The organism is Sorangium sp. So ce448 (genome assembly GCF_051520915.1).
GTDB classification, from domain to species: Bacteria; Myxococcota_A; Polyangia; order Polyangiales; family Polyangiaceae; genus Sorangium; species Sorangium cellulosum_B.
Genome location: NZ_CP150343.1, coordinates 13066860 through 13086880 on the forward strand (window position 1 = coordinate 13066860; position 20021 = coordinate 13086880).

Consider the following 20021-nt stretch of genomic DNA (forward strand, 5'->3'; position numbering starts at 1 on the left):
GATGCCACCGGCCCGGCCCTCCGGCGCGCGCGGCGCCGAGGCCAGGGGCTGCGCAAGGATCGTACACGTGCGCACGAAGCGGACGGCGCGCGAGGGCGCATGGCGCCCCATCCGCCACGGCGGCTCAGCTCATGATGCGCTCGCGGCGCGCCATCACCGCGCGGCGCGCGACAGCTCGTCGATCGCGCCGAGCAGCGCGTCGTTCTGCTCCGGCGTGCCCACCGTGATCCGCAGCCTGTCCTGGATGCGCGGCGCGTCCCAGTAGCGCACGAAGATCGCGCGGTCGTAGAGCGCCCGGTACATCGCCTGCGCCGACAGCCCTCCTCCCGGCGGACTCGCCAGGACGAAGTTGCTCTGGCTCGGCGCCACCGTGAACCCCTTTTGCCGGAGCGCCCCCGTGAGCCGGGCGCGCTCGGCGATCACCTTCTCCCAGCTCTTCCTCGCCTCGTCCCGCGCGGACAGCGCCGCGGTGGCCGCGGCCTGCGAGAGGATATCGGTGTTGTAGCTGTCGCGGGCCTTGTCGAGCGTCTCGATGAGCCGCGGGTGCCCGAGCCCGTACCCGAACCTGAGCCCCGCGAGCGAGTACCCTTTGCTCAGGGTCCGCAGCAGGAGCACGTTGTCGAGCCCCCGCGCCGGGTCGAGCAGCGGCGTCGCGTCGAACTCCGCGAAGTCGACGTACGCCTCGTCGATGAGGAGCACGCCGCGGAACGCCCGCGCGACGCGCTCGAGCTTGTCGAGCGGCTCCTGCCGCCCCGACGGCGCGTGCGGGTTGACGAGGAGCGCGAGCCGGCAGCCGTGCTCGTTCAGGCGCTGCGCGAAATCCTCAGGGACCGACCAGTCCTCCGCGAGGGGGACCTGGGTGATCGTCGTGCCGTGGATCTCCGCGAGCACGTCGTAGAGCGAGTAGGTCGGGTACGTCTCGCCGATGCCGCGGCCTCCGGGCTCACAGAACACCGTCATGGCCATGCGAAGCAGCTCGTCGCCGCCGTTCGTCGCGATCACCTGCTCGGGCGACAGGCCATGGAGCCGCGCCGCGGTCTCGCGGAACTGCTGCGCCCGGGGCGGCGGGTACCGGCGGAGCTGATCGGCCGAGACGTCCCGGATCGCCTCGAGCACGGCGGCCGGCGGCGGGTACGGGTTCTCGTTCGTGTTGAGCTTGACCACGTCGGCCCGCTGCGGCTGCTCACCGGGCGTGTAGGGCGTGAGTCGATGGATGTTGTCGCGTTCGTACAGCATGGGGATGGCCGTCTCTCGCCCACTGGCCCGCCGGAGACAAGCGCCTCGTCGCCGGCATGACGCACGCGGACGCGCGCGCGGCGCTCGATCCCGCCGCTCTCGGGGGAGCTCGGCCGGAGGACACGGACGGCGTTGCCCGGGCGCTCGTCGTCCGGGACGCGCACCTCGCCGCGCGCGCGGCGAGGTGCGCTGGCTGCGCGGATCGGACTAAGATGCGCCGCATGACGACGACGCCCGCGCCTGAAGTCTTCCTGGTCCTCTCCTGCCTCGGCCCTGATCGGACGGGCATCGTCGCGGAGGTGACCCACTACCTGACGGAGCGTGGCGCCAACGTGGAGGACAGCCGGATGGCGGTGCTCGGCGGCGAGTTCGGCATTCTCCTGCTCGCGTCGGGGCCCCCCGGCGCGATCGAGGCGGTCGAGCGCGAGACGGAGTCGCTCACCCGGGCGACGGGGCTCACGGTGCAGAGCCGCAGGACCAAGAGCCCCGAGTCGCACCGGCGCGCGGCGACCATCCCTTGCGTCATCTCCGTCGACGCGCTCGATCACGAGGGCATCGTGCGCGCGGTGTCGCGCGCGCTCCACGGCGTCGGCGTCAACATCGTCTCGCTCGAGACCTCGGCCTACGAGGCGCCCGTCACCGGCTCGCAGCTCTTCCGGATGGAGGCCCGCGTCGACGTCCCCGCCGGGGTGACCGTCACCCAGCTCCGCAAGGCGATGGATGCGGTCGCGGAGACCGAGAACCTCGACATCGACGTCCGCTCGCTCATCAAGGGCTGACCCGGCGAGGGCGGCGCCGCCGAGGGCCGGCGCTCCGGGCGGGGCGCGGCCATGTGCCGGCCGGGCGCGATCCGCCCCGGGGGCGTCTCCGGGCCCGCCTTGCGAGAACGCTGGCCCCGCGCCCGGTGAGAACGCTGGCCCCGCGCCGCGCGAGAACCGGTATCCTCGCGGGCCATGCCCTTCAGCAATCTGAGCTCCCCCCGCAAGGTGCACGGCCTGGACGCGGAGATCCGAGGCGCCGCGGTCCTCGCGAGCCCAGGGCTCGTCGCGATGATCTCGACCGATCCGGTGCGCCTCGGCGTCTGCCCGGTCGGCGGCTCCGGCGCGAAGACGACGAACCTGTCGCTGTCCTCGGCGCACGACGTGGCGCTCCTGTCGAAGGACGTCGCCGTGGTGCGGAGCGGCGACGACGCGGTGTGGGCGCTGCTCGGCATCACGCACGGCCCGAAGCTCGATCAGGTCGGCCGGGACGCGCGGCAGCTCGCCACGCGGCCGTCGGGCGAGACGGCGCTCGCGCTCGGCTGGGACGGCAGCGCGACGGAGCTCAAGCTCGACAAGACCGAGGTGAACGGCCGCACGTTCGCCGTGCGCGGCTCCGCGCGGGCGTTCGATCTCACCGAGACCGAGGCGCATGTCGTGATGGACGGCGCGGGGGAGGGCGGCGAGCTCCGCGTTCACCCCGGCGCGACGCCCGAGCCGGGCCCGACGCTCCGCGCCTCGTTGCCGCGCGCGGCCCAGAACCTCGATCGCGTGCGCGGCGGCGCGAAGCTGACGGCGGTGTACAAGCGCGGCGCGAGCGCGGTCTGCGCGGTCGTGAGGTCGTCGGGCAAGCTCACGGCCAAGATGCTCGCGTTCGCCGATCCCGTTGCCGACGTCGCCGTCCTCGAGTCGAGCCTCTTCGCGGCTTTCGCGGACGGCCGCGTCGCGCTGTTCGACGGCGCCGCCATCGAGGCCGCCTCCGGCGCGCCGCTCGCGCCGACCGCGAGCGTCACGCTCGGCGCCCGCGGCGAGCCGGCGGTGCTCGCGGTCGCCGGCAAGGGATCGCCGAGCCTGTGGGTCGGGACGAGCGCCGGGGAGATCTGGAGCCTGGCGATCGTCCGCAAGCAGGGCGGCTGAGGGGCGGCGCCGCTCCGGTACCGGGGCGTGGCGAAGGGCTGCTGGACCGGAGCAGCGCGGAATGTGGCGAGACTTGTCATCGACATTCCGAAGTTGCAGGTCCTAGCACTACTGCGGGAGGTCGCCCTGAGAAGCGAACCGCCAAGGCGCCGAGGGCGCCAAGAAACCAGGGAAATAGGAGGGGGAATGCCGGGACGGCCCTCCCCCTCTTCTCTTGGCGGCCTCGGCGCCTTGGCGGTATTTTTGCTGATCCGGGGCAACTTCCCGCAGTAGAGCTAGCGATCAGCGGCCTCTGTCTCCGGCGTTGTGCGGAGCAGCCGCGTAAGGGCACAGTTCACCTTCGGGGATACGAGATAGCTCGTGTGGAGCTGCGGCCGATCGACGAGAGTGTGAGCATTGGCTGCGGTGGCCTACCGATGTTAGATTTGTGATATAGTAGGGGCATGGTACCGTTCTTGCTGAATTTCGCTACCCCTGCGCCTGCTGGCGCCACAGCTCGACTCATTTACGTTCCAGAACGCCGGCTCAATCTCATTCTTTCTGGAAGTCCAAGAGGCGATGGAACCCTGATCACGAAATCTCATGAGGCGGCCGATCAGTCGGAAATCGCCGAAGACCTGCATGCAGCAACATCATGCGAAGGGACGTTGCTCACCTGCACTCGAGAAGCATCCGACTACTCCGAGGTCGTCGAAGACCTGCACGCAGCAGCATCGTCTAGCGGAACGCGGTTTGATGAACTGGCGGCTCTGTTGGGTACGAAGAAGACGGGGGCTGGGGAACAGAGCGACCCTTCTGATGTGGTCGTTGAAGACTACGCCGAAGACGTTCATCTTCCCATTCTTATTAGCATCTCGCCTTGGCCAGTGACGCGGTTAACTTTCGCATGATTGCGCTACTCACTCGGCAGCATGACCTCACGGCCGATTTGGTCGTCAATCGACTAGTTGAATTAGGGCGTGAGTTTGTTCGCATTAACGTTGATCAGCTGCTTAGCGGTTGTTGGTTGGAGGTCGTTGACTCCAAGCTGATCTACTGTGATGAAGCAGGTCAACAATGCGATCTCACCAATGTCAAGTCAGTCTGGTACCGTACGCATGAGCGCCCATTGACGAGCCCCGGAACGGACCATTCGTCAAAAGTTTTCGCCGGACGTGAGGCTCTTGCACAGCTCTTCGGATCGATGCTTGCGACAAGTGCGCGGTGGGTCAATCATCCTGCTAATTCGTGGTCGGCGTCGCAGAAGCCTTTTCAGCTGCATGTAGCTAGGCGGTGCGGACTTGCCGTGCCGCGCACCCTTATCACGCGACGTCCCGACGCTGCGCGCGATTTCGTGCGCGGAGCACCTGGACATGTCGTGGCAAAGCCGGTTTCGCACGGCCTCGTAGAAGAGTCAGGAGTGCGCGACCTGGCGATCTACACGACTCGAATTCCTTGTGGGCAGCAAGATTATGATGCTGTCGCGCTTGCGCCGCTGATCTTGCAGTATGAGATTTCTAAACGGACTGATGTGCGCGTGACGATTGTGCGAGATGAGATTTTCTCGGTCGCCATCGACTCTCAGGCGCAGCCAGAGACTACGACTGATTGGCGACGTTCAGCGGAGCGTGAACCTGCGTTGAGTGTCGTTGAACTGCCGGAGGCTGTTCGACACGGCTGCGTTCGTCTTCTTCGCGAATTAGGCTTGACCTTCGGGGCCATTGATCTCGTTCAATCGGATTCGGACGAATATTTCTTTCTCGAAGTGAATCCGACTGGTCAATGGGGATGGCTGGAGGTTCAGCTCGGTCTGCCAATTTCTAGGGCTATCATCTCAGCGCTGACTGATGGAGCGTGCTAGTGCCCGCGAAGGTACGGTCGATTCGTGGTATCTTTAGAGGCTTTGGACACCTCGCTCCTTCTCGAATAGACCGAGCGTTGCGTGGTAGCACCTTTGAAGAGCCCAAGCTTATTTATTATCAAACCAAAGATATCAATGAATTGCTTGAGCAGGCTGAGCCTTTGCTTAAAGAAGAAGTCTCGCGCGCAGAAGAAACGCGAAAGCGCAGCGACCAGCTTCTCACGCGCATTATTGTAGTGGCTCCGTTTTTGGTGGGAATCCTGGTTGTTGCGCTGCGTAACCCGCGATCATCGCTCAATGTTATTGGACTCGTGGGCTCATTCTTTGCAATTTGTTTTCTATTGGTATCTCTTTTTGCGATTCTTGGAAATCTGGGCAAGGAAATATTTTACCAGCCCATCGCAGTGTCGGATCTTATTCAAGGGTCGAATGCTGCACCTATGCCGCTTGGGCGCAAAGTCGCAGAGACCTTTGCGTCCATCCGGGACAGAAGTCAGCGGAATGAAGATGCTATCGATCGTTTGCATACATCCTACGCTGCCGTTGTAGTGGCGATAATCCTTGGACTGATTGCTGGCGCCTGTGTATTGGCCGTACCTCCACCGCCGGCGCCGCCTACTACCTCGGCGGGTCGTTGCACTCAGGCGTAACCTACGTACGAAGGCGCCAAGGTTTGGTCTCAGCGTGGATTTCGCGCCCACGGGGCACCAGTGGTGCCGACGGCGACGCGCGAGCGGCGTTCCGCCGACGAATGCGACGCCAATTACAACTGCGCGTTCCCAACGCGTCGCGAAGGCACACGCCCCCCTTACCCCCCGCAATGACTTTGGCTGGTTCCAAGCTCAATTGAGCTGGCGAGCGAGCTGCGAGCGCTCTGGCACGTGCAGGGTCGTGCCCCGACCCGACCGGGCCAACCTTCCCGGGACGAGGATCAGCGCGCGGCGCAGCCACGGCGTTCGCCAGCTCGCGAGGTGCGGAACATGGTCGAGCACATACCGGCGCATCAGGTTGGCGGTCAGGAGCTTCAGCAGCAGCGCGGCATGATTGGCGTTGAAGCTGTGGCTCGGCACGCGGCCGCAGCCCCACCCATGCTTGAGATCGCCGATGAGCGGCTCGATGCCCGCGCGCAGGTCATACCGCGCCGCGACGTCTTCCGGCGCTTCGACCGGCTCGTTGGTCAGGAAGACCTGCACCGTGTAGTCGAGGTCCTCCCAGAGGTAGATCTGCTTGCCATTGTACCGATCGCGTGTTCGTACGGCGATCACGCGGACGCCATCCGGCCAACCGCTGCGCCGGAAGGGGACCTCGGCGACCTGTCGTCGAGGACGACCATCGGCATCCCAGTCGATGGTACGCCATCCGGTGGCGTAGGCGACCATGCCCACCAGATCGGGGCTCATCCGCGCCTTGGTCAGGAAAAAGCATCCCTTCGCGGCGACGGCGTGCATCAAGGCGCTGCAATCCCCCGCTCCGTCGATCCGCACGTAGATGGCCGCGCTCGGCGCTGCGGCGCGCGCCCGGTCGATGCACTGCTCGACGAAAGGCACATCGGCTTCGCCGAAGCTCGTGTCACCCGGTCGCAGCTTGGCTCCGACGACGGCGTCGGCCTCGGCGATGCGCGCCAGGATCGGATGATAGCTCGGCCGGCCGTGGTATCGCGGGTTCGGGCCTGGAAGCGCCCCCTCCTGCATCCCGAAGAGCGGCTCCACGGTCGTGTCGACGTCGAGGTGCACGAATCGGTGCTTTCGCCGCGCAATGAGGGCGAGCCCGTGGTCGACGACCATGCCGTGCAGCGCTTCAACCGCCTCCTCATCGAAGCGGCACAGGTCCCGGTAGACGGTGTCGATGCTCGGGACGACCCCGCCGGCGAGGCGTACGAAGAGCGGATCGACGGCGAGCGCCTCGATGCCGAAGACGCGCTCCTCGCCGGCGAGCGCGCTGTCCATGAGCAGGCGCATCTGCGCGGCCATCGGGTAGATCACCGAGCGGCCCGTCTTCAGCCGGGAGAACCTGCGCCTCAAGGCCGCGTCGACGCCGAGCTGCCGGATGAAAGCGCCGAACGGGGCAAGCCCTGCGACGCCGGTCAGGTTCTTCTCCGTCGGTTCGACGTGGATTCTGCATGGGTCTGGCCGCCGGATTCGCTCCTGGTGCCGCCCGTCGCCTTTCCTCTTGAACCCGAGTTCGCGCCGGCGCACCTTGCAGGTGCTCGGCGTGTGCCTTCGTTTGGTCATAGCAACCCGGACGGGTCGCCACGCCGAGCCTTTCTTTCAAGGCGTTCCGTTTACGGCGTCGAATTTCTCACGCCTCGGACCGGCATCGTAGGCGCGAAATCCACGCTCAGAGCGATCGGAATATCGATGCATGAGAGGAGCTGCAGCATTGCTGGAGTGTATCCGTGCGGCGAAGGACGTCTGGCCGTCGCTTGCCGGTAAGCGACGGCCAGACGTCCTTCGCTGCACGGATTCCGTCCGCCACTCTCTCGCCGCCAGCCGCGCAACCCTCACGCCGCGCGTGCCGCGATCCGCCCCTCGACCAGCGCGTCCGGATCGAGCTGATCGAGCGTCGTCACGACGCGATCCGCCCCCGCGGCCGCCAGCAGCGCCTCGTCGGCGAGCCGCGCCACGCCGATCGAGGTCATCCCGGCCGCCTTCGCGGCCTGCACCCCGGAGGGGGCGTCCTCGATCACGAGGCAGCGCGGCGGCGGCACGCCGAGCGCGCGCGCGGCGGCCAGGAACAGGTCCGGCGCCGGCTTTCCGCGCGCCACCGCGGCGCCGCAGAGGTCGGCGTCGAACAGATCGAGCAGCGTCGCGCCCAGCGCGACCGGCGCGCGGCGGGGGTTCTGGTGCTCGACGAAGGCATCGACGCGGATCCTGCGGAGGAGCTCGCTCGCGTTCCTGGACGACGACGCCGCCGCGAGGAGCACGCCGCGCGCCTTGAGCTCCAGGATCAGCCGGGTCGTGTCAGGGAACACGACGAACTTCCCCGCCGCGATCTTCCGGAGCAGCACCTCCTGCTTGCGCTCGGCGTAGACCCCGGCGCGCTCCGCCGCGTCGGGCACGCCGAAGTGGTCGAGCGCTGCGCGCGCGCCGCTCTCGCGCGCCTTGCCGGCGACCTCGCTCTGGTAGACGGCCGTCGTGAACCGCTCGGGCGCGTAGCGTGTCTCGGGCGCGATCGCGCGCCACTCGTTCGCCATCAGCGCCTCCAGCGCCTCCTGCCAGGCGCGCTCATGCGGCGAGTCGACGACCACCCCATCCACGTCGAAGAGCACTCCCCCGAGAGAACGCATGCCGCCGACATGGCGCCCGCGCGCCGGATCGGGAGCCCCACGGCGACGCCGCGCGCGGTCGCGCCCGCCTGTGGCTCCCGCCGCTCCGCTCGGGGTGCTACCGTGTGGGCTCGTGCTGCCTGCCCGTTCCGGAGCCGCTCCCCCTGCGATGCGCCTGCCGCGCGCGCTCGTCGTCCGCGACCCGGAGCCCGAGGAGCTCCGCGCGACCATCGACTGGTCGGACTGGTACCTGGACGACGCGGACGGCATCGGCGCGTGGGGCGAGCACGACGAGATCTCCCGCCTGCTCCTCTCCTCGATCGCGCAGCTCGCGCGCGAGCGGGGCTGGACCGACCACCACGCCGGCACGGATCGGTTCTTCGCCTGGGTGCGCGAGGAGCCGCTCGTGCGCGTCTCGCCGGACGTCTACCTCCTCGATCACCGCCCCGCGCCGCCGCTGCCCAAGCAGTGGCAGACCTGGCTGCCCGGACACCGGCCCCCGCGCTTCGCCCTGGAGATCGTGGCGACCGACTGGCAGAAGGCCTACGAGGACGTCCCGCTCAAGTACTGCCAGCTCGGCTGCCCCGAGCTCGCGATCTTCGATCCGCTGGCCGCCACGCACCGGCCGCCGGCGGGGCGCGTGGCGCTCCAGGCCTACCGGCGCGACCCCGACGGCGCGTTTGTCCGCGTGTACGCCGGCGCCGGGCGCGTGTGGAGCCCCGCGCTCGACAGCTGGCTCTGCGTGATCGGCAGCGGGGCCGAGTCCCGGCTCCGCCTCACGCGCACCGGCGGCAAGGGTGAGCTCGTGCCCACCCAGGAGGAGGCCGCGGCGATCGAGGCCCGCGCCAGGGAGGCGGCCGAGGCGCGCGTGCGCGAGCTGGAGGCGCGCGTGCGCGAGCTGGAGCAGCTGGATCAGGGGTAACGCATGGCGCGCGTCACGGCGCCGCGAGCGTCTCCGGTCGCGAGGAGGCGCCGGTCACACCTGCTGGGTCGGCATGATGGTGACGTGCGCCAGGTTGACGTGCCGCGGGAGGCCGGCCGTGAAGGCGATGGTGCTCGCCAGGTCGTCCGCCGTGAGCCACGTGATCTGCTGCCTCGCCTCGGCGATCCACGCCTTGGCGGCCTCGTCGGTCATGTGGCTCTGGAGCTCCGTGTTGACGAACCCAGGCTCGATGACCGAGACGCGGACGTGCTTCGGTCCCAGCTCGGCGCGCAGGTTGCGCGAGAGGTGGGTGACGGCGGCCTTGGTGGCGCAGTACACGGCGAACGTCGGAAAGACGCCGTGCGCGGCGATCGACGAGATGTTGATGAGGTCCGACGGGCCGCCCCGCTTCGCGGCCGCGACCAGCGGATCGACGAACGCGTCGACGATCCGCATCGCGCCGGTGAGGTTGACCTCGATCATCTGCTCGAAATCGGCGATCCGGTGCTCCTCGACGCCGGACGGCAACATGACACCGGCGTTGTTGATCACGAGGTCGACGGCGCCGAGCTCGGCGGCGATCGACCGAGCGGCGCCGGCGACGGCGCTCCTGTCCCTGGCGTCGACGGCGAGCGCGAGCGCGCGCCCGCCCGCGGCGCGGATGCCTTCGGCCAGCGAATCGAGGCGGTCTTTGCGGCGCGCGATGAGCGCGACGGCGGCGCCCTGCGCTGCGAGCTTGCGCGCGGTGGCCTCACCGATGCCGCTGGAGGCCCCGGTGACGACGGCGATGCGACCTGCGAGAGGAAGATGTTGAGACATGGTGCCAGCTCCTGGTTGGGTCCCCGGTCGGGGGTGCCCGCAATCTGGAGCTCCGCGTCGAGGTTAGGCAGACGTGCCGCGAACCTAGGATTGGCAATCCCTGGATGGAGGAGCGCGAACAGCGCATCTTTCGACGCGTGCCCGGGGCGCGCGCGATCGTGAGCGACAGGCGGAGCGAGCTGGCGGATTTCCTCCGAGGGAGGCGCATGCGCGCGGCGCCCATCGCGGGCGGCGCGTTCGCGGGGAAGCGGCGGCGCACGCCGGGCCTCAGGCGCGAGGAGATCGCGCAGCTCGCCGGGCTCAGCGTCGACTGGTACACGCGGCTCGAGCAGGGGCGTGACGTGAACCCGTCGCGCGAGACGCTCGAGGCGATCGCGCGCGTGCTGAAGCTCGACGACGACGAGCGAGGTCACCTGTTCTACCTGGCGCGGCCCGAGCCCGCGCGGGCCGCGGCGCGCCAGGAGAGGGCCGAGCCGGCGATGGCGCGCGCGCTCGAGGCGATGCGCGTCCCGGCGCTCGTCTTCAGCCCCCGGTTCGACGTGCTCGCGTGGAACGGCGCCGCGCGCCGCCTGCTCGTGGACTTCGGCGACGTCTCCCCGCGAAGGCGCAACCTGCTCTGGATGACCTTCCGCCATGCGGCCTACCGCGCGCGCTACGCGGAGATCGGCGTGATCGAGCGGGAGGTCGTGGCCGCCTTCCGCTTCAGCGCGAGCTCCCACGTCGGAGATCCGGAGTTCGACGCGCTCGTCGCCGAGCTGCTCGAGACGAGCGAGGCGTTCCGGGTGATCTGGGCGCGCCACGAGGTCCGCGCCAAGGTGAGCGGCACGAAGGCCTTCCGCGTGGAGGCCGAGGGCGCGGGTGGCCGCGACGAAGGCGGCGCCGGGCCCCTCGTGCTCGAGTGGCACACGCTCGCCTCGACGACGTCGAGCCGCCAGCAGCTCGTCTACTACACGGCGCGCGCGGCGGGCGGACCCGAGGACGAGCGCCGCCTCGCGGCGCTGTGCGGGGCTGACAGCGGATGATGAGGGGCGCGCCGAGCCAGCTGCGCCGGCCGCTGAAGTACCCGGCGCGCGGGGCGACGCGGCCGAGGTTGACGCCGAGGGACGCTCGCGCATAGCGTCCGCATGTCTCGTGCCCCCGTCACTGCCGCCAAGGCTCGCCGGCGCCATGGCGCAAGGTGATCTCTGATGCCCGGTGGAAGCCTCAAGCGACCCGAGCCCTCTTCCGACGGCTGGTCGCCCCGCACCGAGGCCTCGGTGTGGCTCGGGCTAGGGCTGCTTGGCGTCGGGGTCCTGTGGTTCACGGTGCGCGCCATCGAGATCGACAGGTCGCTCGGCGCCGCGAGCCGGCAGCTCGCGAGCGCCGGGCCTCCGGACGCGCCGCCGCCGCCCGCGCCGGCTCCCGACGCGGGCGCAGAGCCGCACCTCGCGCTGTCCTGGACCGTGGGAGCCCCGGGCGAGCCGGCCGAGCCGCTGGCGAGCGTGCGGCGGGCAGCCGAGGAGCAGCTCGCGCGGCGCCTCCCTCGCGGGCTCCGTCGCGGGGCGGTGATCCGCGCCGTGGCCGAGGCCGCCAGGGCGCCGGACGAGCCTCGTGTCCTGGCGCTCGCCGTGCGGGCGGCCGGTCAGCCGGACGCCCGCTTCTACCGGTTCGACGGCGACGCCACGGGGCGGCTGGTCGACGAAGACGGACGCGAGCCGGTGCCGAACCCGTGGCAGGCGCCGCTCGCCACGCTGCGCCGGACGTCACCGTTCAACCCCAAGCGGATGCACCCCGTCTTGCACCGCGTGAGGCCGCACGAGGGCACGGACTACGGCGCGCCGTCGGGAACCCCGGTCTATGCCGCGCTCGAGGGCAGCGTCTCCTGGGTGGGGCCGCATGGGGGGCACGGCAACTGGGTCGCGATCCAGCACGACAACGGGGTCGAGACGGGCTACGCGCACCTCTCGAGGTTCGCGGCGGGCCTGAAGCGCGGGGACCACGTGGCGACCCATCAGCTCGTCGGCTACGTGGGGTCGACCGGGCGCTCGACGGGGCCGCACCTGCACTTCAGCGCGAGGCGCAACGGCGTCTACTTCGACGCGGAGACGCTGCTCGCGATGCGCCTGCGGGAGCTCCCCGCCGATCAGCGCGATGCGTTCCGCACCGAGAAGGGCGAGCTCGATCGCGAGCTCGACGACATCGAGGAGCCCCTCCCCGCCGTGTCGCGGCCCGGAGGCGGGGACGAGCCGGCGTCGCCGGCGAACGATTCGGTGTCGCAGCCGCGCGCGGCCGCGTCGGGCGCCCAGCGCCAGCGGCGGTGACCGCCGGCGAGGCCGCCCGGCGGCCTTGTCTCCCCCTGCGCGCCGGCGAGCTCTATGTAGGGGGACGCGTCGCCACGCGACCGGCGAGGACGCGCGCGGGCGCAAGCGCGCCGCAAGCCTCGGCCACCCTCGGGAGGTGCAAGCACAGATGGACACCATGCACGTCGACCTGTTGATCCGGATCGTCGTGGGCGCGGCGCTCGGGGGCGTCATCGGATACGAGCGCGATCGCCACGGCCGCCAGGTCGGGCTCCGGACGCACCTGCTCGTCTCGATGGCCGCGGCGACGTTCATGGTCATCTCGGTGAAGTTCGTCTACTTCCAGCATTACGGAAAGGAGGATCTGGTCGCCGTCGACTCCTCGCGCATCGCCGCGTCGATCGTCGCCGGCATCGGCTTCCTCGCCGGCGGCTCCATCCTGCGCACCGGGACCACGGTCCAGGGCATCACGACCGCGGCGGGCCTGTGGCTCGTGACGGCGATCGGCATGTGCTCGGGCGCGGCGATGTACGTCGAGGCTGTCGTCGTCACGCTCCTCGGCGTGCTCGCGCTCACGGCGCTCCGCCGCTTCGAGGACAAGGACGACCGCAGCACCCGGCGGCGGATCGCCCTCGTCCTGGGCGAGGAGTCGGCCGGCGTGGCCGACATCATGAAGGCGCTCGAAGCGCTCGGGGCCGTCGTCTCGGACATGGATTACGATCGCCGCCTCGACGACAAGCGGCGCGTCAACCTGACGCTCGACGCGAGGATCCCGAACACGATCGGCGTGGAGACGCTGATTGACCAGCTCGCAAAGCTGCCCGGGGTCCGGCGAGTCCACGTCCAGGCGCCCACGTGATGGAAGCCGCTCTGCGCACGGTCGCGCGCCTCGCCCGGCGGCCCCTCGCCGTCGACCGGCTTTCTGGCGGAATTGCTGACGGCGGATCTAGCGATTCTTGATCGACATCGCGTCGGCGCGCTCTCGCAGCTCGCCACGCGCGCGCATGTGCGCGCGCCACCGCGCGCGGAGGGCGCTCGGCTTCTCGGCGTAGCGCTCGTCGAGGAACCTGGCGCCTGTCACGCGGTCCGTGCGGAAGTGGCGGAAGTCCTGGCGGAGCTCGCACCACGCCGCGAGGAGCCGCGTCGACTCGCGATAACCCACGATCACGGGCCACACGATGCGCTCGCTCTCGCTCCCCGTCTCGTCGCGGTAGCGAAGCGCGATCTTCGTGCCGGCGCGGATCGACGCCCGCACCTCGGCCAGGTCGAGCGCGTCGGGCGCCTGGTCTTCCCCGACCGGCACGCCCGTCGCCGGCTCGAACACGAAGGGCCGCAGCCGCTCGGGGACCGCCGCGGCGATCTTCGCGATGAGGTCCTTCGCCGCCCGCTGCAGGGCGACGTCCCCGCGGTGGGCGACCCACTGCGCGCCGAGGACCGCGACCTCGATCTCGTCGGGCGTCAGCATCAGCGGCGGCATGTCGAAGCCGCGATCGAGCACGTACCCCGTGCCGGCCTCGCCGCGGATCGGGACGCGCTGGGCCAGGAGGTCCGCGATGTCGCGGTACACGGTGCGCTTCGACGTCTCGAGCTCCTCGGCCAGCGCCGCCGCCGTGATCGGCGCCCGCTGCCGGCGCAGGATCTGCAGGATCTGGAACAGCCGATCGGCGCGTCGCACGGGGATGCTGACACCAGGTTGTCAGCAGGGCGGGGCTACATCAAGCGCGGTCCACGGCGCACCCACAACCGCTCGGAGATTGCACATGATCACGCTCCACAGCTTCGGCCCCCTGTTCGGCTTGCCCGAGGCCAGCCCCTACGTCACCAAGACCGAGGTCCAGCTCAAGCTGCTGGGCCTGCCCTACACGAAGGAGCGCGCCCGGCCCGATCAGTCGCCGAAGGGGCAGCTCCCCTTCATCGACGACGGCGGCGCGCGCATCGCCGACTCGCACTTCATCCGCGAGCACCTCGAGAAGAAGCACGGCAAGGATCTCGACGCCGGCCTCGACGCCCGGCAGCGCGCCGAGGCGTGGGCCATCGAGCGCATGATCGAGAACAGCCTCACCCCGACCATGGTGTACGCCCGCTGGCTCATCCCGGAGAACTTCGCGAAGGGCCCGGCGAATTTCGTCAACGGCGCGCCGGAGGAGGCGCGCCCGAAGCTGCGTGAGGAGCTCGTCGCGCGCGTCCGAGAGGCGCTCCGCGCGGTCGGCCCCGCGCGCCACGCGAACGACGAGGTCGTCGAGCTCGGCGCCCGCTCGCTGGCCGCGCTCTCCGTGCTGCTCGGGGACAAGCCGTACCTCTTCGGAGCGCGCCCGGCGGGCGTCGACGCGACGGCCTTCGCGGCGCTGGCGGGCCTGCTCACGCCGTTCTTCGACTCGCCGCTGCGGCGCAGGGCCGAGGGGTTCGCGAACCTCACCGCGTACACCGCGCGGCTCATGAAGGAGTTCTACCCGGATCACCCGTGGGAGGCGGCGCGGCAGGGCGCCTGAGCGGCGCAGCGCCGCCGGCCCGGACGGGGCGGCGGCGCTGCGGCCGATCGTGGCCTGGTCGGCGCTACTCCTCGGGGGTGGGCGCCGGCTCGGGCGCCGGCGCGGGCTCCGCGACGCCGCCGTCGACGGCGCACGCGTACCCGAACGAGTCCGGGGTGGGCAGGGGCAGCGACGCCACCGGCGTCGCGAGGTCGTCGAGCGCGTTCACGAGCACGCCGCCCTGGGAGTACGAGTAGACGTAGTCCTCGATGAACAGGCCGCGCTGCACGGCGGCCCCGCCGTAGTAGCACCCCGACGGCACGCTGCTGAAGAAGCCGCTGTGGTCGACGGCGCCGAGCCGGCTGAACCCGTCCTCGATATCGACGTTGAACAGCTCCAGCGTGCTCGACATCGCGCCTGTCTGCCCGTCGAAGCTCACGAGCGGGAAGGCGAGCACGCCGAGCTCGCCGTAGTACGTGAACGCCTTGTGGTTGTACTCGGCCTCGGAGTGCATGTACTCCGCCCCGTCGAGCGCCTCCTTGTGCAGGAGCGCGGGCGCCGACGCGTTCGTGACGTCGAAGATCTGGAGAGCAAGGCCGGTCACCGTGCCGTCCTCCTCGCCATCCCTGCCGATCGTCAGGAGGTGACCGTCGTCGAGCGGGTGCATGTACTCGCTGAAGCCGGGGATCTTGAGCTCACCCGCGACGGAGGGGGACGCCGGGTCCGCGAGATCGATCACGAACAGCGGATCGACCCGGCGGAACGTCACGACATAGCCGCGATCCCCGACGAACCGGGTCGACTGGATGGTCTCGCCGGGGGCGAGATCGGTGACGGCGCCGATCTGCTCGAGATCGGTCCCTTGCGCCTCGAGGACGAACACGTTGTTGCTGGTCGTCCACCTGGGCTCCGCCGGCACCTGCGAGGTCGTCGAGACGCGGAGCTTGCCGTCGTGCTCATCGAGCGAGAACTGGTTGATGATGTGGCCGGGCACCGAGCCTGACGCGACGTAGCCGGGCTGGCTCGGGTCGGCGATCAGATCGAACTTGTGCAGGTGGGTGAGGTTCGTGCCGACGAAGATCTCGCCGGGCGCCGCCTGCTGCTGCCAGGAGCGCGCGGCGACGTAGAGGGCGTCGTGGCTCGCGTACACGGTGTCGGTCGCGCCGACGATCGATGTCGATTCCGGCGCCGCGGCGAGGTCGGCGAGGTCGATCGACTCGATCTGCGTCAGGCCGTACGACGTCGTGCCGGCGTCAGGAACATAGAAGTCCGAGCAGCTCGCGTCGAGCAGCGTGACCGCCTCTCCCTGCTTCTCGAAGCGGTACGGCAGCCACGTCGAGAGCGCGGCGTCCTCGATGATCGCCGCGTTCTCGGCGCGGAGCTGCTCGAACGCCGCGGTCCACGCCTCGGCGGTCTCGGGGTACTCGGTCAGGCCTGAGGGCCAGTAGCGGAGCGCGGGGCCGTGGGCGCCGCCGGTCAGCACCGTGCGCACGTTCGGGCCGGTGCGCCGCGCCGAGCTGTAGCCTCCCTCGAAGTAGACCTCCTTGACCACGCTGGGTGCGCCGCCGGCGAGGCTCAGCACGGTGATCTTCGTGAGCGGCGCCCAGACGCCGCCCGAGCCGGGCACGTCGACGCCCGGGTCGTTGGACGGCGGCTCATCGGCCCCGCCGCCGTCCGGAGGCGGGGGCGCCGGCGCGTCGGCGTCGGGGGGCGTGTCGTCGGAGGAGGGCGTGTCGCCGCCGGACGGCGCGCCATCCGAGGACGGCGTGTCGCCGCCGGACGGCGGCTCGCTGTCGTCCGGCGGCAGCGGCTTCGCGTCTCCGCCGTCGGCGGGGGTCCCCGGCGCGCCGCTCGGCGCGCTGGGGTTTCCAGGCGTCGGCGCGACGCCGCCGCCGCCGACCATGGTGTCGATGAGCAGGTAGTCGTAATACCCCGGTCGCGGCGTGACGCCCGCCTGCTCGTAGATCGCGGCCCCGTTGACCGACGAATAGACGACGACCTTGTCGTCTGACACGAACATCTCGAGGGGCGACCCCTCGATCGCGAGCGAGCTGCCCACAGCGAGCGACGACGCCGGCCACGCCGTCAGGGTGTAGAAGCTCTGGCCGTGGAGCACGTAGATGTTGTTGCCGTCGGTCTTGATGATATCCGCCTCATCGACGCCGGCGACCTGGGTGTTCGTCTCGGAGTGGGCAGGGTCGGCGCCGCTGCCGCTGGCGTCCCCTGAGGTCTCCTGGCCGGTTCCCCCGTCGTCTGCTGTGGGCGGCACCGGGGCGGGCGTGTCCGTGGGATCCTGGGCCCCTCCGGGGACGCCGACGCTGCCGTTGTCGACGCCGCCGACGGCGGCGCCGCGGGGGTAGCCGTACGCCGAGTAGCTCGCGATCGTCGCGTCGATCTGGGCGTTCATCTTGGCGAGCGCGTCCTGCTTCAGCAGCGCTTCGAGGTCGTCGCAGGACTGAGCCCGGTGGAGCGCCGCCCGCTGAGAGTCGACAGGCTCGCCAGCGCCAGGCGTTGATGCCGTCTCGCATCCGGCGGCGAGGAGGCCTGTTGCCAGGAGGAGCCAGAGAGAAGAATGGGTACGATGGGTTCGCATGGTGCCTGCTGCGTTCGCAAGGCCCGCGCCAGCCGCCCGCTCGCTCGGTTCACCGCGCTTCTCTCGCGCGCCGCTCGGGCAGCGCCGCCGAGGGCACGACATGCAAGCACTGGCCGCAAGCCGCTTGGCACACGTGTGCCAAGCGGGATGGTGGGACTGTTGATTTACGTCGGTGCGGGATGGCGCCGACGTTCATGGGACCCGGACAGCACACCTTGTGGGGTGAGCGCTCTGAAACGTCCTTCGAATCTCCGAGAAAATGAGACAGGGAGGCGAGGAGACGGGGAGAACAATCCATTGAACTCCCCGTCTCCCCGTCTCCCTGTTCAAACCTCCGTCATGAATGCCAATCCGACGAGGTCTTGCCGTCGATGGTGGTGGCCTCGGGCGACCCATGAGGTCAGCTATCGAGGATCCGTGCGACTGGCCATCTCGGACGCTGCCCTCGTCTCGGCCATGGGAGGGCGAGCAGGTGGGAGGGCATGACCCCTTGTCCCTGTCAAGCGTCCGGCAGGGGCACGTCGCGCGGCTTTGTTGCCGTCGGTTGCCGTCGGTTGCGTCGGTTGCGTCGGTTGCGTCGGTCGCGTCCGTTGTCTCTGCTGCCCCGCGGGGCCTGTCGGGGTGCTAGTTTCCTCGCGTGGCATCGCCGAATCGCATCGGGTTCCCGCTCACCCCTCGGCGTTCTCCCCGCGCGCTCGTGCTCCGCGATCTGTCGCCGGAAGAGGCCGGCGCCGCGATCGACTGGTCCGGCTGGCATCTGCCCGATGACGCGGAGCGTCCTGACAAGGCCGAGCGGTCCGAGGTCGTCCGCCTGCTGCTGTCGGTGATCGCGCAGCTCGCGCGCGAGCGTGGCTGGGCCGACTTGTACGCTGGTGCCGGGCATCTCTTCGCGTGGGTGCGGGGCGAGCCGCTCGTGCGCGTCCTGCCGGACCTCTACGTCCTCGATCATCGCCCGTCGCCGCCCGTCCCGCGGCAGTGGCAGACCTGGCTGCCGGGCCATCGCCCGCCGCGGTTCGCGCTGGAGGTGGTCGCGGGCGACTGGCGCCGTATTTACGAGGATGCGCCGGCGAAGTACTGGCAGCTCGGCTGTCCCGAGCTCCTGCTCTTCGATCCCGAGGCGGCAGCCGCCCGCGCGCCGCTCGCGGAGGAGCGGGTGCCTCTCCAGCTGTACCGGCGGGACGCGGACGGCACCTACCTGCGGGTCCACGGGAGCGGCGATCCCGTCTGGATCGAGGCGCTCGACGCGCACCTCGTCGTGTTGAAGGACGGCCCGCACCCGACGTTGCGTGTCGCGCGGAGCTCCCGCGCGACGGATCTCGTGCCTGCCGAGGAAGAGGCCCTCCGCGCCGAGGGCGAGGCGCGCGCCCTGGAGCAGCGCGCCCGCGTCGCGGAGCAGCGCGCCCGCGCCGCCGCCGAGGCGCGGGTCCGCGAGCTCGAGGCGCGGGTGCGCGACCTGGAGGCCCGCGTGACCCGGAGGTGAGCGCGGCGCGCTCGCCGGAACCCAAGGAATCCCCTTGGTTTGCAGCCCTTTTCAGCGGAGAATTTGAACAGCGGGTCGCCGTGACGTCAGGGCGTGCAAGCGCATCCGCAGACGGACATCTGGCCCGAGACGGTCGTGCTCCACTGCCCATTCCAGGCGCGGCCCGTGCCGCACGCGGCCGGGCACTTGCTGGGGGCCTCGGCGCTGCTCCAGATGGGCCCGGCCTCGAGCGACACCGTGGCCGGCGGGGTGAACGCGCACTCGCAGACGGACATCTGGCCCGGGACGGTCGTCCACCATTGCCCGTTCCACTTCGTCGCGCTGCTGTACGCGGCGCAGGTGTTCGGACACTGCGTCTGAGCGTGGGTGTTGCTCCAGATGGGGCCGGCCTGCACGACGGCGGCGGGGCGCGGGCTGCATTCGCAGACCGACATCGCGCCCGGAACGGTGGTCCACCACTGCCCGTTCCAGTTCATGTTCTGGGGATTGCAGACGTTAGGGCACTTCGTCTGGGCATCGCTGGTGTTCCAGATGGGCCCGGCCTCCAGCGCGAGGTTCCTGGCGACGCACGCAGGGCCGAGCGCCTGCGACGCCTCCTCGACGGTCTCCTCGTCGGAGAACGCCTGTTCGGAGTCGCCTTCTTCCATCGGCACGCTGCAACCCGCGATGAGCATGATGCCGAGCGCGCTGGAGGTGAAGAGTCCGGAGAGGATGTGTTTCGTGTTCATGGTCGGCTCCTGGAGTGGGCTGTCTGGTGGATGTCCTGGGTCGCGATGTTCGCCGCCCGTCAGCTTCTGGTTTCGGTTGTTTGCAGCCTGTGTGCCACCAGGGCGCGCTCTCCTCGGAAGCGCCAGGTCCTCTATGTCAGCGGGCAAATGCGAGCGGCATCCGCGCGTTTCCGGGGGCGCGGCGCGCCCTCCGACGGCCGCCTCGGCAAGATCTTGCCCGCGAGAGATCGCCGTCGCGAGTTGCCCGGCAAGAGGTTGCCGGCAAGGATGCGCCGAACGTAACAGCGGTGTCCTTCCCGCGACCGCGGCCTTCGTCCAGATCGTCGCTCCGCCCGGCACGTGGCACGTGAGCCGGCCAGAGCCTCCGTCCCTGGCTCACCGTGCATGACCGGGCGCGCCGATGAATGCTCGCGCGCAATGGAAGTGGAAATGGAGTCGGATCGACCGCCTGTGGCGACCTGGCGACACGAGCAGCAGCGGCGCGGCTGAGATTCAT

At 69.9% G+C, this 20021-nt stretch carries 18 protein-coding genes; 11 read left to right on the forward strand and 7 right to left on the reverse strand.

Translation table 11 applies throughout. The features are described from left to right. Positions 1–153: 153 nt before the first annotated feature. Entirely contained in the window at positions 154–1236 is a 1083-nt protein-coding gene (hisC, locus tag WMF45_RS49155; RefSeq protein WP_437714127.1) for a histidinol-phosphate transaminase, read from the reverse strand. 221 nt (positions 1237–1457) lie between these two features. On the opposite strand from hisC, the gene WMF45_RS49160 reads away from it, so the two are divergent. The 5 genes from WMF45_RS49160 (at position 1458) to WMF45_RS49180 (ending at position 5621) form a co-directional block, all read left to right on the forward strand. Continuing rightward, the gene (locus WMF45_RS49160) at positions 1458–2015 is read left to right on the forward strand and encodes a glycine cleavage system protein R (protein WP_437547705.1); all 558 of its coding nucleotides are present in this window, start codon (positions 1458–1460) and stop codon (positions 2013–2015) included. 174 nt (positions 2016–2189) lie between these two features. Then, positions 2190–3131, forward strand: a complete 942-nt coding sequence (locus WMF45_RS49165; protein ID WP_437714129.1) for a hypothetical protein — start codon at positions 2190–2192, stop codon at positions 3129–3131. A 443-nt stretch (positions 3132–3574) separates the two neighbouring features. Next, on the forward strand, positions 3575–4021 hold the full coding sequence (locus WMF45_RS49170; RefSeq protein ID WP_437714131.1) for a hypothetical protein: 447 nt from the start codon (positions 3575–3577) through the stop codon (positions 4019–4021). After that, positions 4018–4971: a hypothetical protein gene (locus tag WMF45_RS49175; RefSeq protein WP_437714133.1), complete on the forward strand. Its 954-nt coding sequence runs from the start codon at positions 4018–4020 to the stop codon at positions 4969–4971. Before WMF45_RS49170 ends, WMF45_RS49175 begins: the two co-directional genes overlap by 4 nt. A gap of 77 nt (positions 4972–5048) precedes the next feature. Continuing rightward, entirely contained in the window at positions 5049–5621 is a 573-nt protein-coding gene (locus WMF45_RS49180) for a hypothetical protein (protein ID WP_437714135.1), read from the forward strand. A 192-nt stretch (positions 5622–5813) separates the two neighbouring features. Here WMF45_RS49180 and WMF45_RS49185 read toward each other — a convergent pair whose 3' ends face one another. Both WMF45_RS49185 and WMF45_RS49190 read right to left on the reverse strand, forming a co-directional pair. Further along, positions 5814–7202: an IS1380 family transposase gene (locus WMF45_RS49185; protein WP_437711387.1), complete on the reverse strand. Its 1389-nt coding sequence runs from the start codon at positions 7200–7202 to the stop codon at positions 5814–5816. Between the two features lie 269 nt (positions 7203–7471). Beyond that, on the reverse strand, positions 7472–8257 hold the full coding sequence (locus WMF45_RS49190; protein ID WP_437714136.1) for an HAD family hydrolase: 786 nt from the start codon (positions 8255–8257) through the stop codon (positions 7472–7474). A gap of 148 nt (positions 8258–8405) precedes the next feature. Here WMF45_RS49190 and WMF45_RS49195 point away from each other — a divergent pair, with 148 nt between their 5' ends. Continuing rightward, a complete protein-coding gene (locus WMF45_RS49195; RefSeq protein ID WP_437714138.1) occupies positions 8406–9158 on the forward strand; it encodes a Uma2 family endonuclease in 753 nt (250 codons plus the stop codon). Between the two features lie 54 nt (positions 9159–9212). Here the strand turns inward: WMF45_RS49195 and WMF45_RS49200 are convergent, their stop codons facing one another. Continuing rightward, the gene (locus WMF45_RS49200; protein WP_437714140.1) at positions 9213–9977 is read right to left on the reverse strand and encodes an SDR family oxidoreductase; all 765 of its coding nucleotides are present in this window, start codon (positions 9975–9977) and stop codon (positions 9213–9215) included. Positions 9978–10081: 104 nt separating this feature from the next. Here WMF45_RS49200 and WMF45_RS49205 point away from each other — a divergent pair, with 104 nt between their 5' ends. The 3 genes from WMF45_RS49205 to WMF45_RS49215 all read left to right on the forward strand — a co-directional run bounded on the left by WMF45_RS49205 (position 10082) and on the right by WMF45_RS49215 (position 13115). After that, a complete protein-coding gene (locus tag WMF45_RS49205; RefSeq protein WP_437714142.1) occupies positions 10082–10999 on the forward strand; it encodes a helix-turn-helix transcriptional regulator in 918 nt (305 codons plus the stop codon). A 165-nt stretch (positions 11000–11164) separates the two neighbouring features. Beyond that, complete coding sequence (locus WMF45_RS49210; RefSeq protein ID WP_437714144.1) at positions 11165–12277, forward strand: M23 family metallopeptidase; 1113 nt, start codon at positions 11165–11167, stop codon at positions 12275–12277. A gap of 148 nt (positions 12278–12425) precedes the next feature. Further along, positions 12426–13115, forward strand: coding sequence for an MgtC/SapB family protein (locus WMF45_RS49215; RefSeq protein ID WP_437714146.1), 690 nt, complete (start codon positions 12426–12428; stop codon positions 13113–13115). Positions 13116–13202: 87 nt separating this feature from the next. Here the strand turns inward: WMF45_RS49215 and WMF45_RS49220 are convergent, their stop codons facing one another. Continuing rightward, positions 13203–13931: a helix-turn-helix transcriptional regulator gene (locus WMF45_RS49220; RefSeq protein ID WP_437714148.1), complete on the reverse strand. Its 729-nt coding sequence runs from the start codon at positions 13929–13931 to the stop codon at positions 13203–13205. Between the two features lie 85 nt (positions 13932–14016). Between WMF45_RS49220 and WMF45_RS49225 the strand changes: the two genes are divergently transcribed. Continuing rightward, a complete protein-coding gene (locus tag WMF45_RS49225; protein ID WP_437714150.1) occupies positions 14017–14745 on the forward strand; it encodes a glutathione S-transferase family protein in 729 nt (242 codons plus the stop codon). Between the two features lie 64 nt (positions 14746–14809). On the opposite strand, the gene WMF45_RS49230 is transcribed toward WMF45_RS49225, so the two are convergent. After that, the gene (locus WMF45_RS49230) at positions 14810–17317 is read right to left on the reverse strand and encodes a beta-propeller domain-containing protein (protein WP_437714151.1); all 2508 of its coding nucleotides are present in this window, start codon (positions 17315–17317) and stop codon (positions 14810–14812) included. A gap of 637 nt (positions 17318–17954) precedes the next feature. Between WMF45_RS49230 and WMF45_RS49235 the strand changes: the two genes are divergently transcribed. Further along, on the forward strand, positions 17955–18797 hold the full coding sequence (locus WMF45_RS49235) for a Uma2 family endonuclease (RefSeq protein WP_437714153.1): 843 nt from the start codon (positions 17955–17957) through the stop codon (positions 18795–18797). 86 nt (positions 18798–18883) lie between these two features. Here WMF45_RS49235 and WMF45_RS49240 read toward each other — a convergent pair whose 3' ends face one another. Further along, positions 18884–19525 (reverse strand): mannan-binding protein, encoded by a 642-nt coding sequence (locus WMF45_RS49240; RefSeq protein ID WP_437714155.1) that lies wholly within the window; start codon positions 19523–19525, stop codon positions 18884–18886. Positions 19526–20021: the final 496 nt, after the last annotated feature.

What these genes read in the sequence shown, in the direction of transcription:
- WMF45_RS49205 (WP_437714142.1), top strand. Translation starts at nt 10,082, where the DNA reads ATGGAGGAGCGCGAACAGCGCATCTTTCGACGCGTGCCCGGGGCGCGC.
- WMF45_RS49240 (WP_437714155.1), bottom strand. Translation starts at nt 19,525, where the DNA reads ATGAACACGAAACACATCCTCTCCGGACTCTTCACCTCCAGCGCGCTC.
- WMF45_RS49230 (WP_437714151.1), bottom strand. Translation starts at nt 17,317, where the DNA reads ATGCGAACCCATCGTACCCATTCTTCTCTCTGGCTCCTCCTGGCAACA.
- WMF45_RS49170 (WP_437714131.1), top strand. Translation starts at nt 3,575, where the DNA reads ATGGTACCGTTCTTGCTGAATTTCGCTACCCCTGCGCCTGCTGGCGCC.
- WMF45_RS49210 (WP_437714144.1), top strand. Translation starts at nt 11,165, where the DNA reads ATGCCCGGTGGAAGCCTCAAGCGACCCGAGCCCTCTTCCGACGGCTGG.
- WMF45_RS49175 (WP_437714133.1), top strand. Translation starts at nt 4,018, where the DNA reads ATGATTGCGCTACTCACTCGGCAGCATGACCTCACGGCCGATTTGGTC.
- WMF45_RS49200 (WP_437714140.1), bottom strand. Translation starts at nt 9,977, where the DNA reads ATGTCTCAACATCTTCCTCTCGCAGGTCGCATCGCCGTCGTCACCGGG.
- hisC (WP_437714127.1), bottom strand. Translation starts at nt 1,236, where the DNA reads ATGCTGTACGAACGCGACAACATCCATCGACTCACGCCCTACACGCCC.
- WMF45_RS49190 (WP_437714136.1), bottom strand. Translation starts at nt 8,257, where the DNA reads ATGCGTTCTCTCGGGGGAGTGCTCTTCGACGTGGATGGGGTGGTCGTC.
- WMF45_RS49165 (WP_437714129.1), top strand. Translation starts at nt 2,190, where the DNA reads ATGCCCTTCAGCAATCTGAGCTCCCCCCGCAAGGTGCACGGCCTGGAC.
- WMF45_RS49225 (WP_437714150.1), top strand. Translation starts at nt 14,017, where the DNA reads ATGATCACGCTCCACAGCTTCGGCCCCCTGTTCGGCTTGCCCGAGGCC.
- WMF45_RS49185 (WP_437711387.1), bottom strand. Translation starts at nt 7,202, where the DNA reads ATGACCAAACGAAGGCACACGCCGAGCACCTGCAAGGTGCGCCGGCGC.
- WMF45_RS49160 (WP_437547705.1), top strand. Translation starts at nt 1,458, where the DNA reads ATGACGACGACGCCCGCGCCTGAAGTCTTCCTGGTCCTCTCCTGCCTC.
- WMF45_RS49215 (WP_437714146.1), top strand. Translation starts at nt 12,426, where the DNA reads ATGGACACCATGCACGTCGACCTGTTGATCCGGATCGTCGTGGGCGCG.
- WMF45_RS49195 (WP_437714138.1), top strand. Translation starts at nt 8,406, where the DNA reads ATGCGCCTGCCGCGCGCGCTCGTCGTCCGCGACCCGGAGCCCGAGGAG.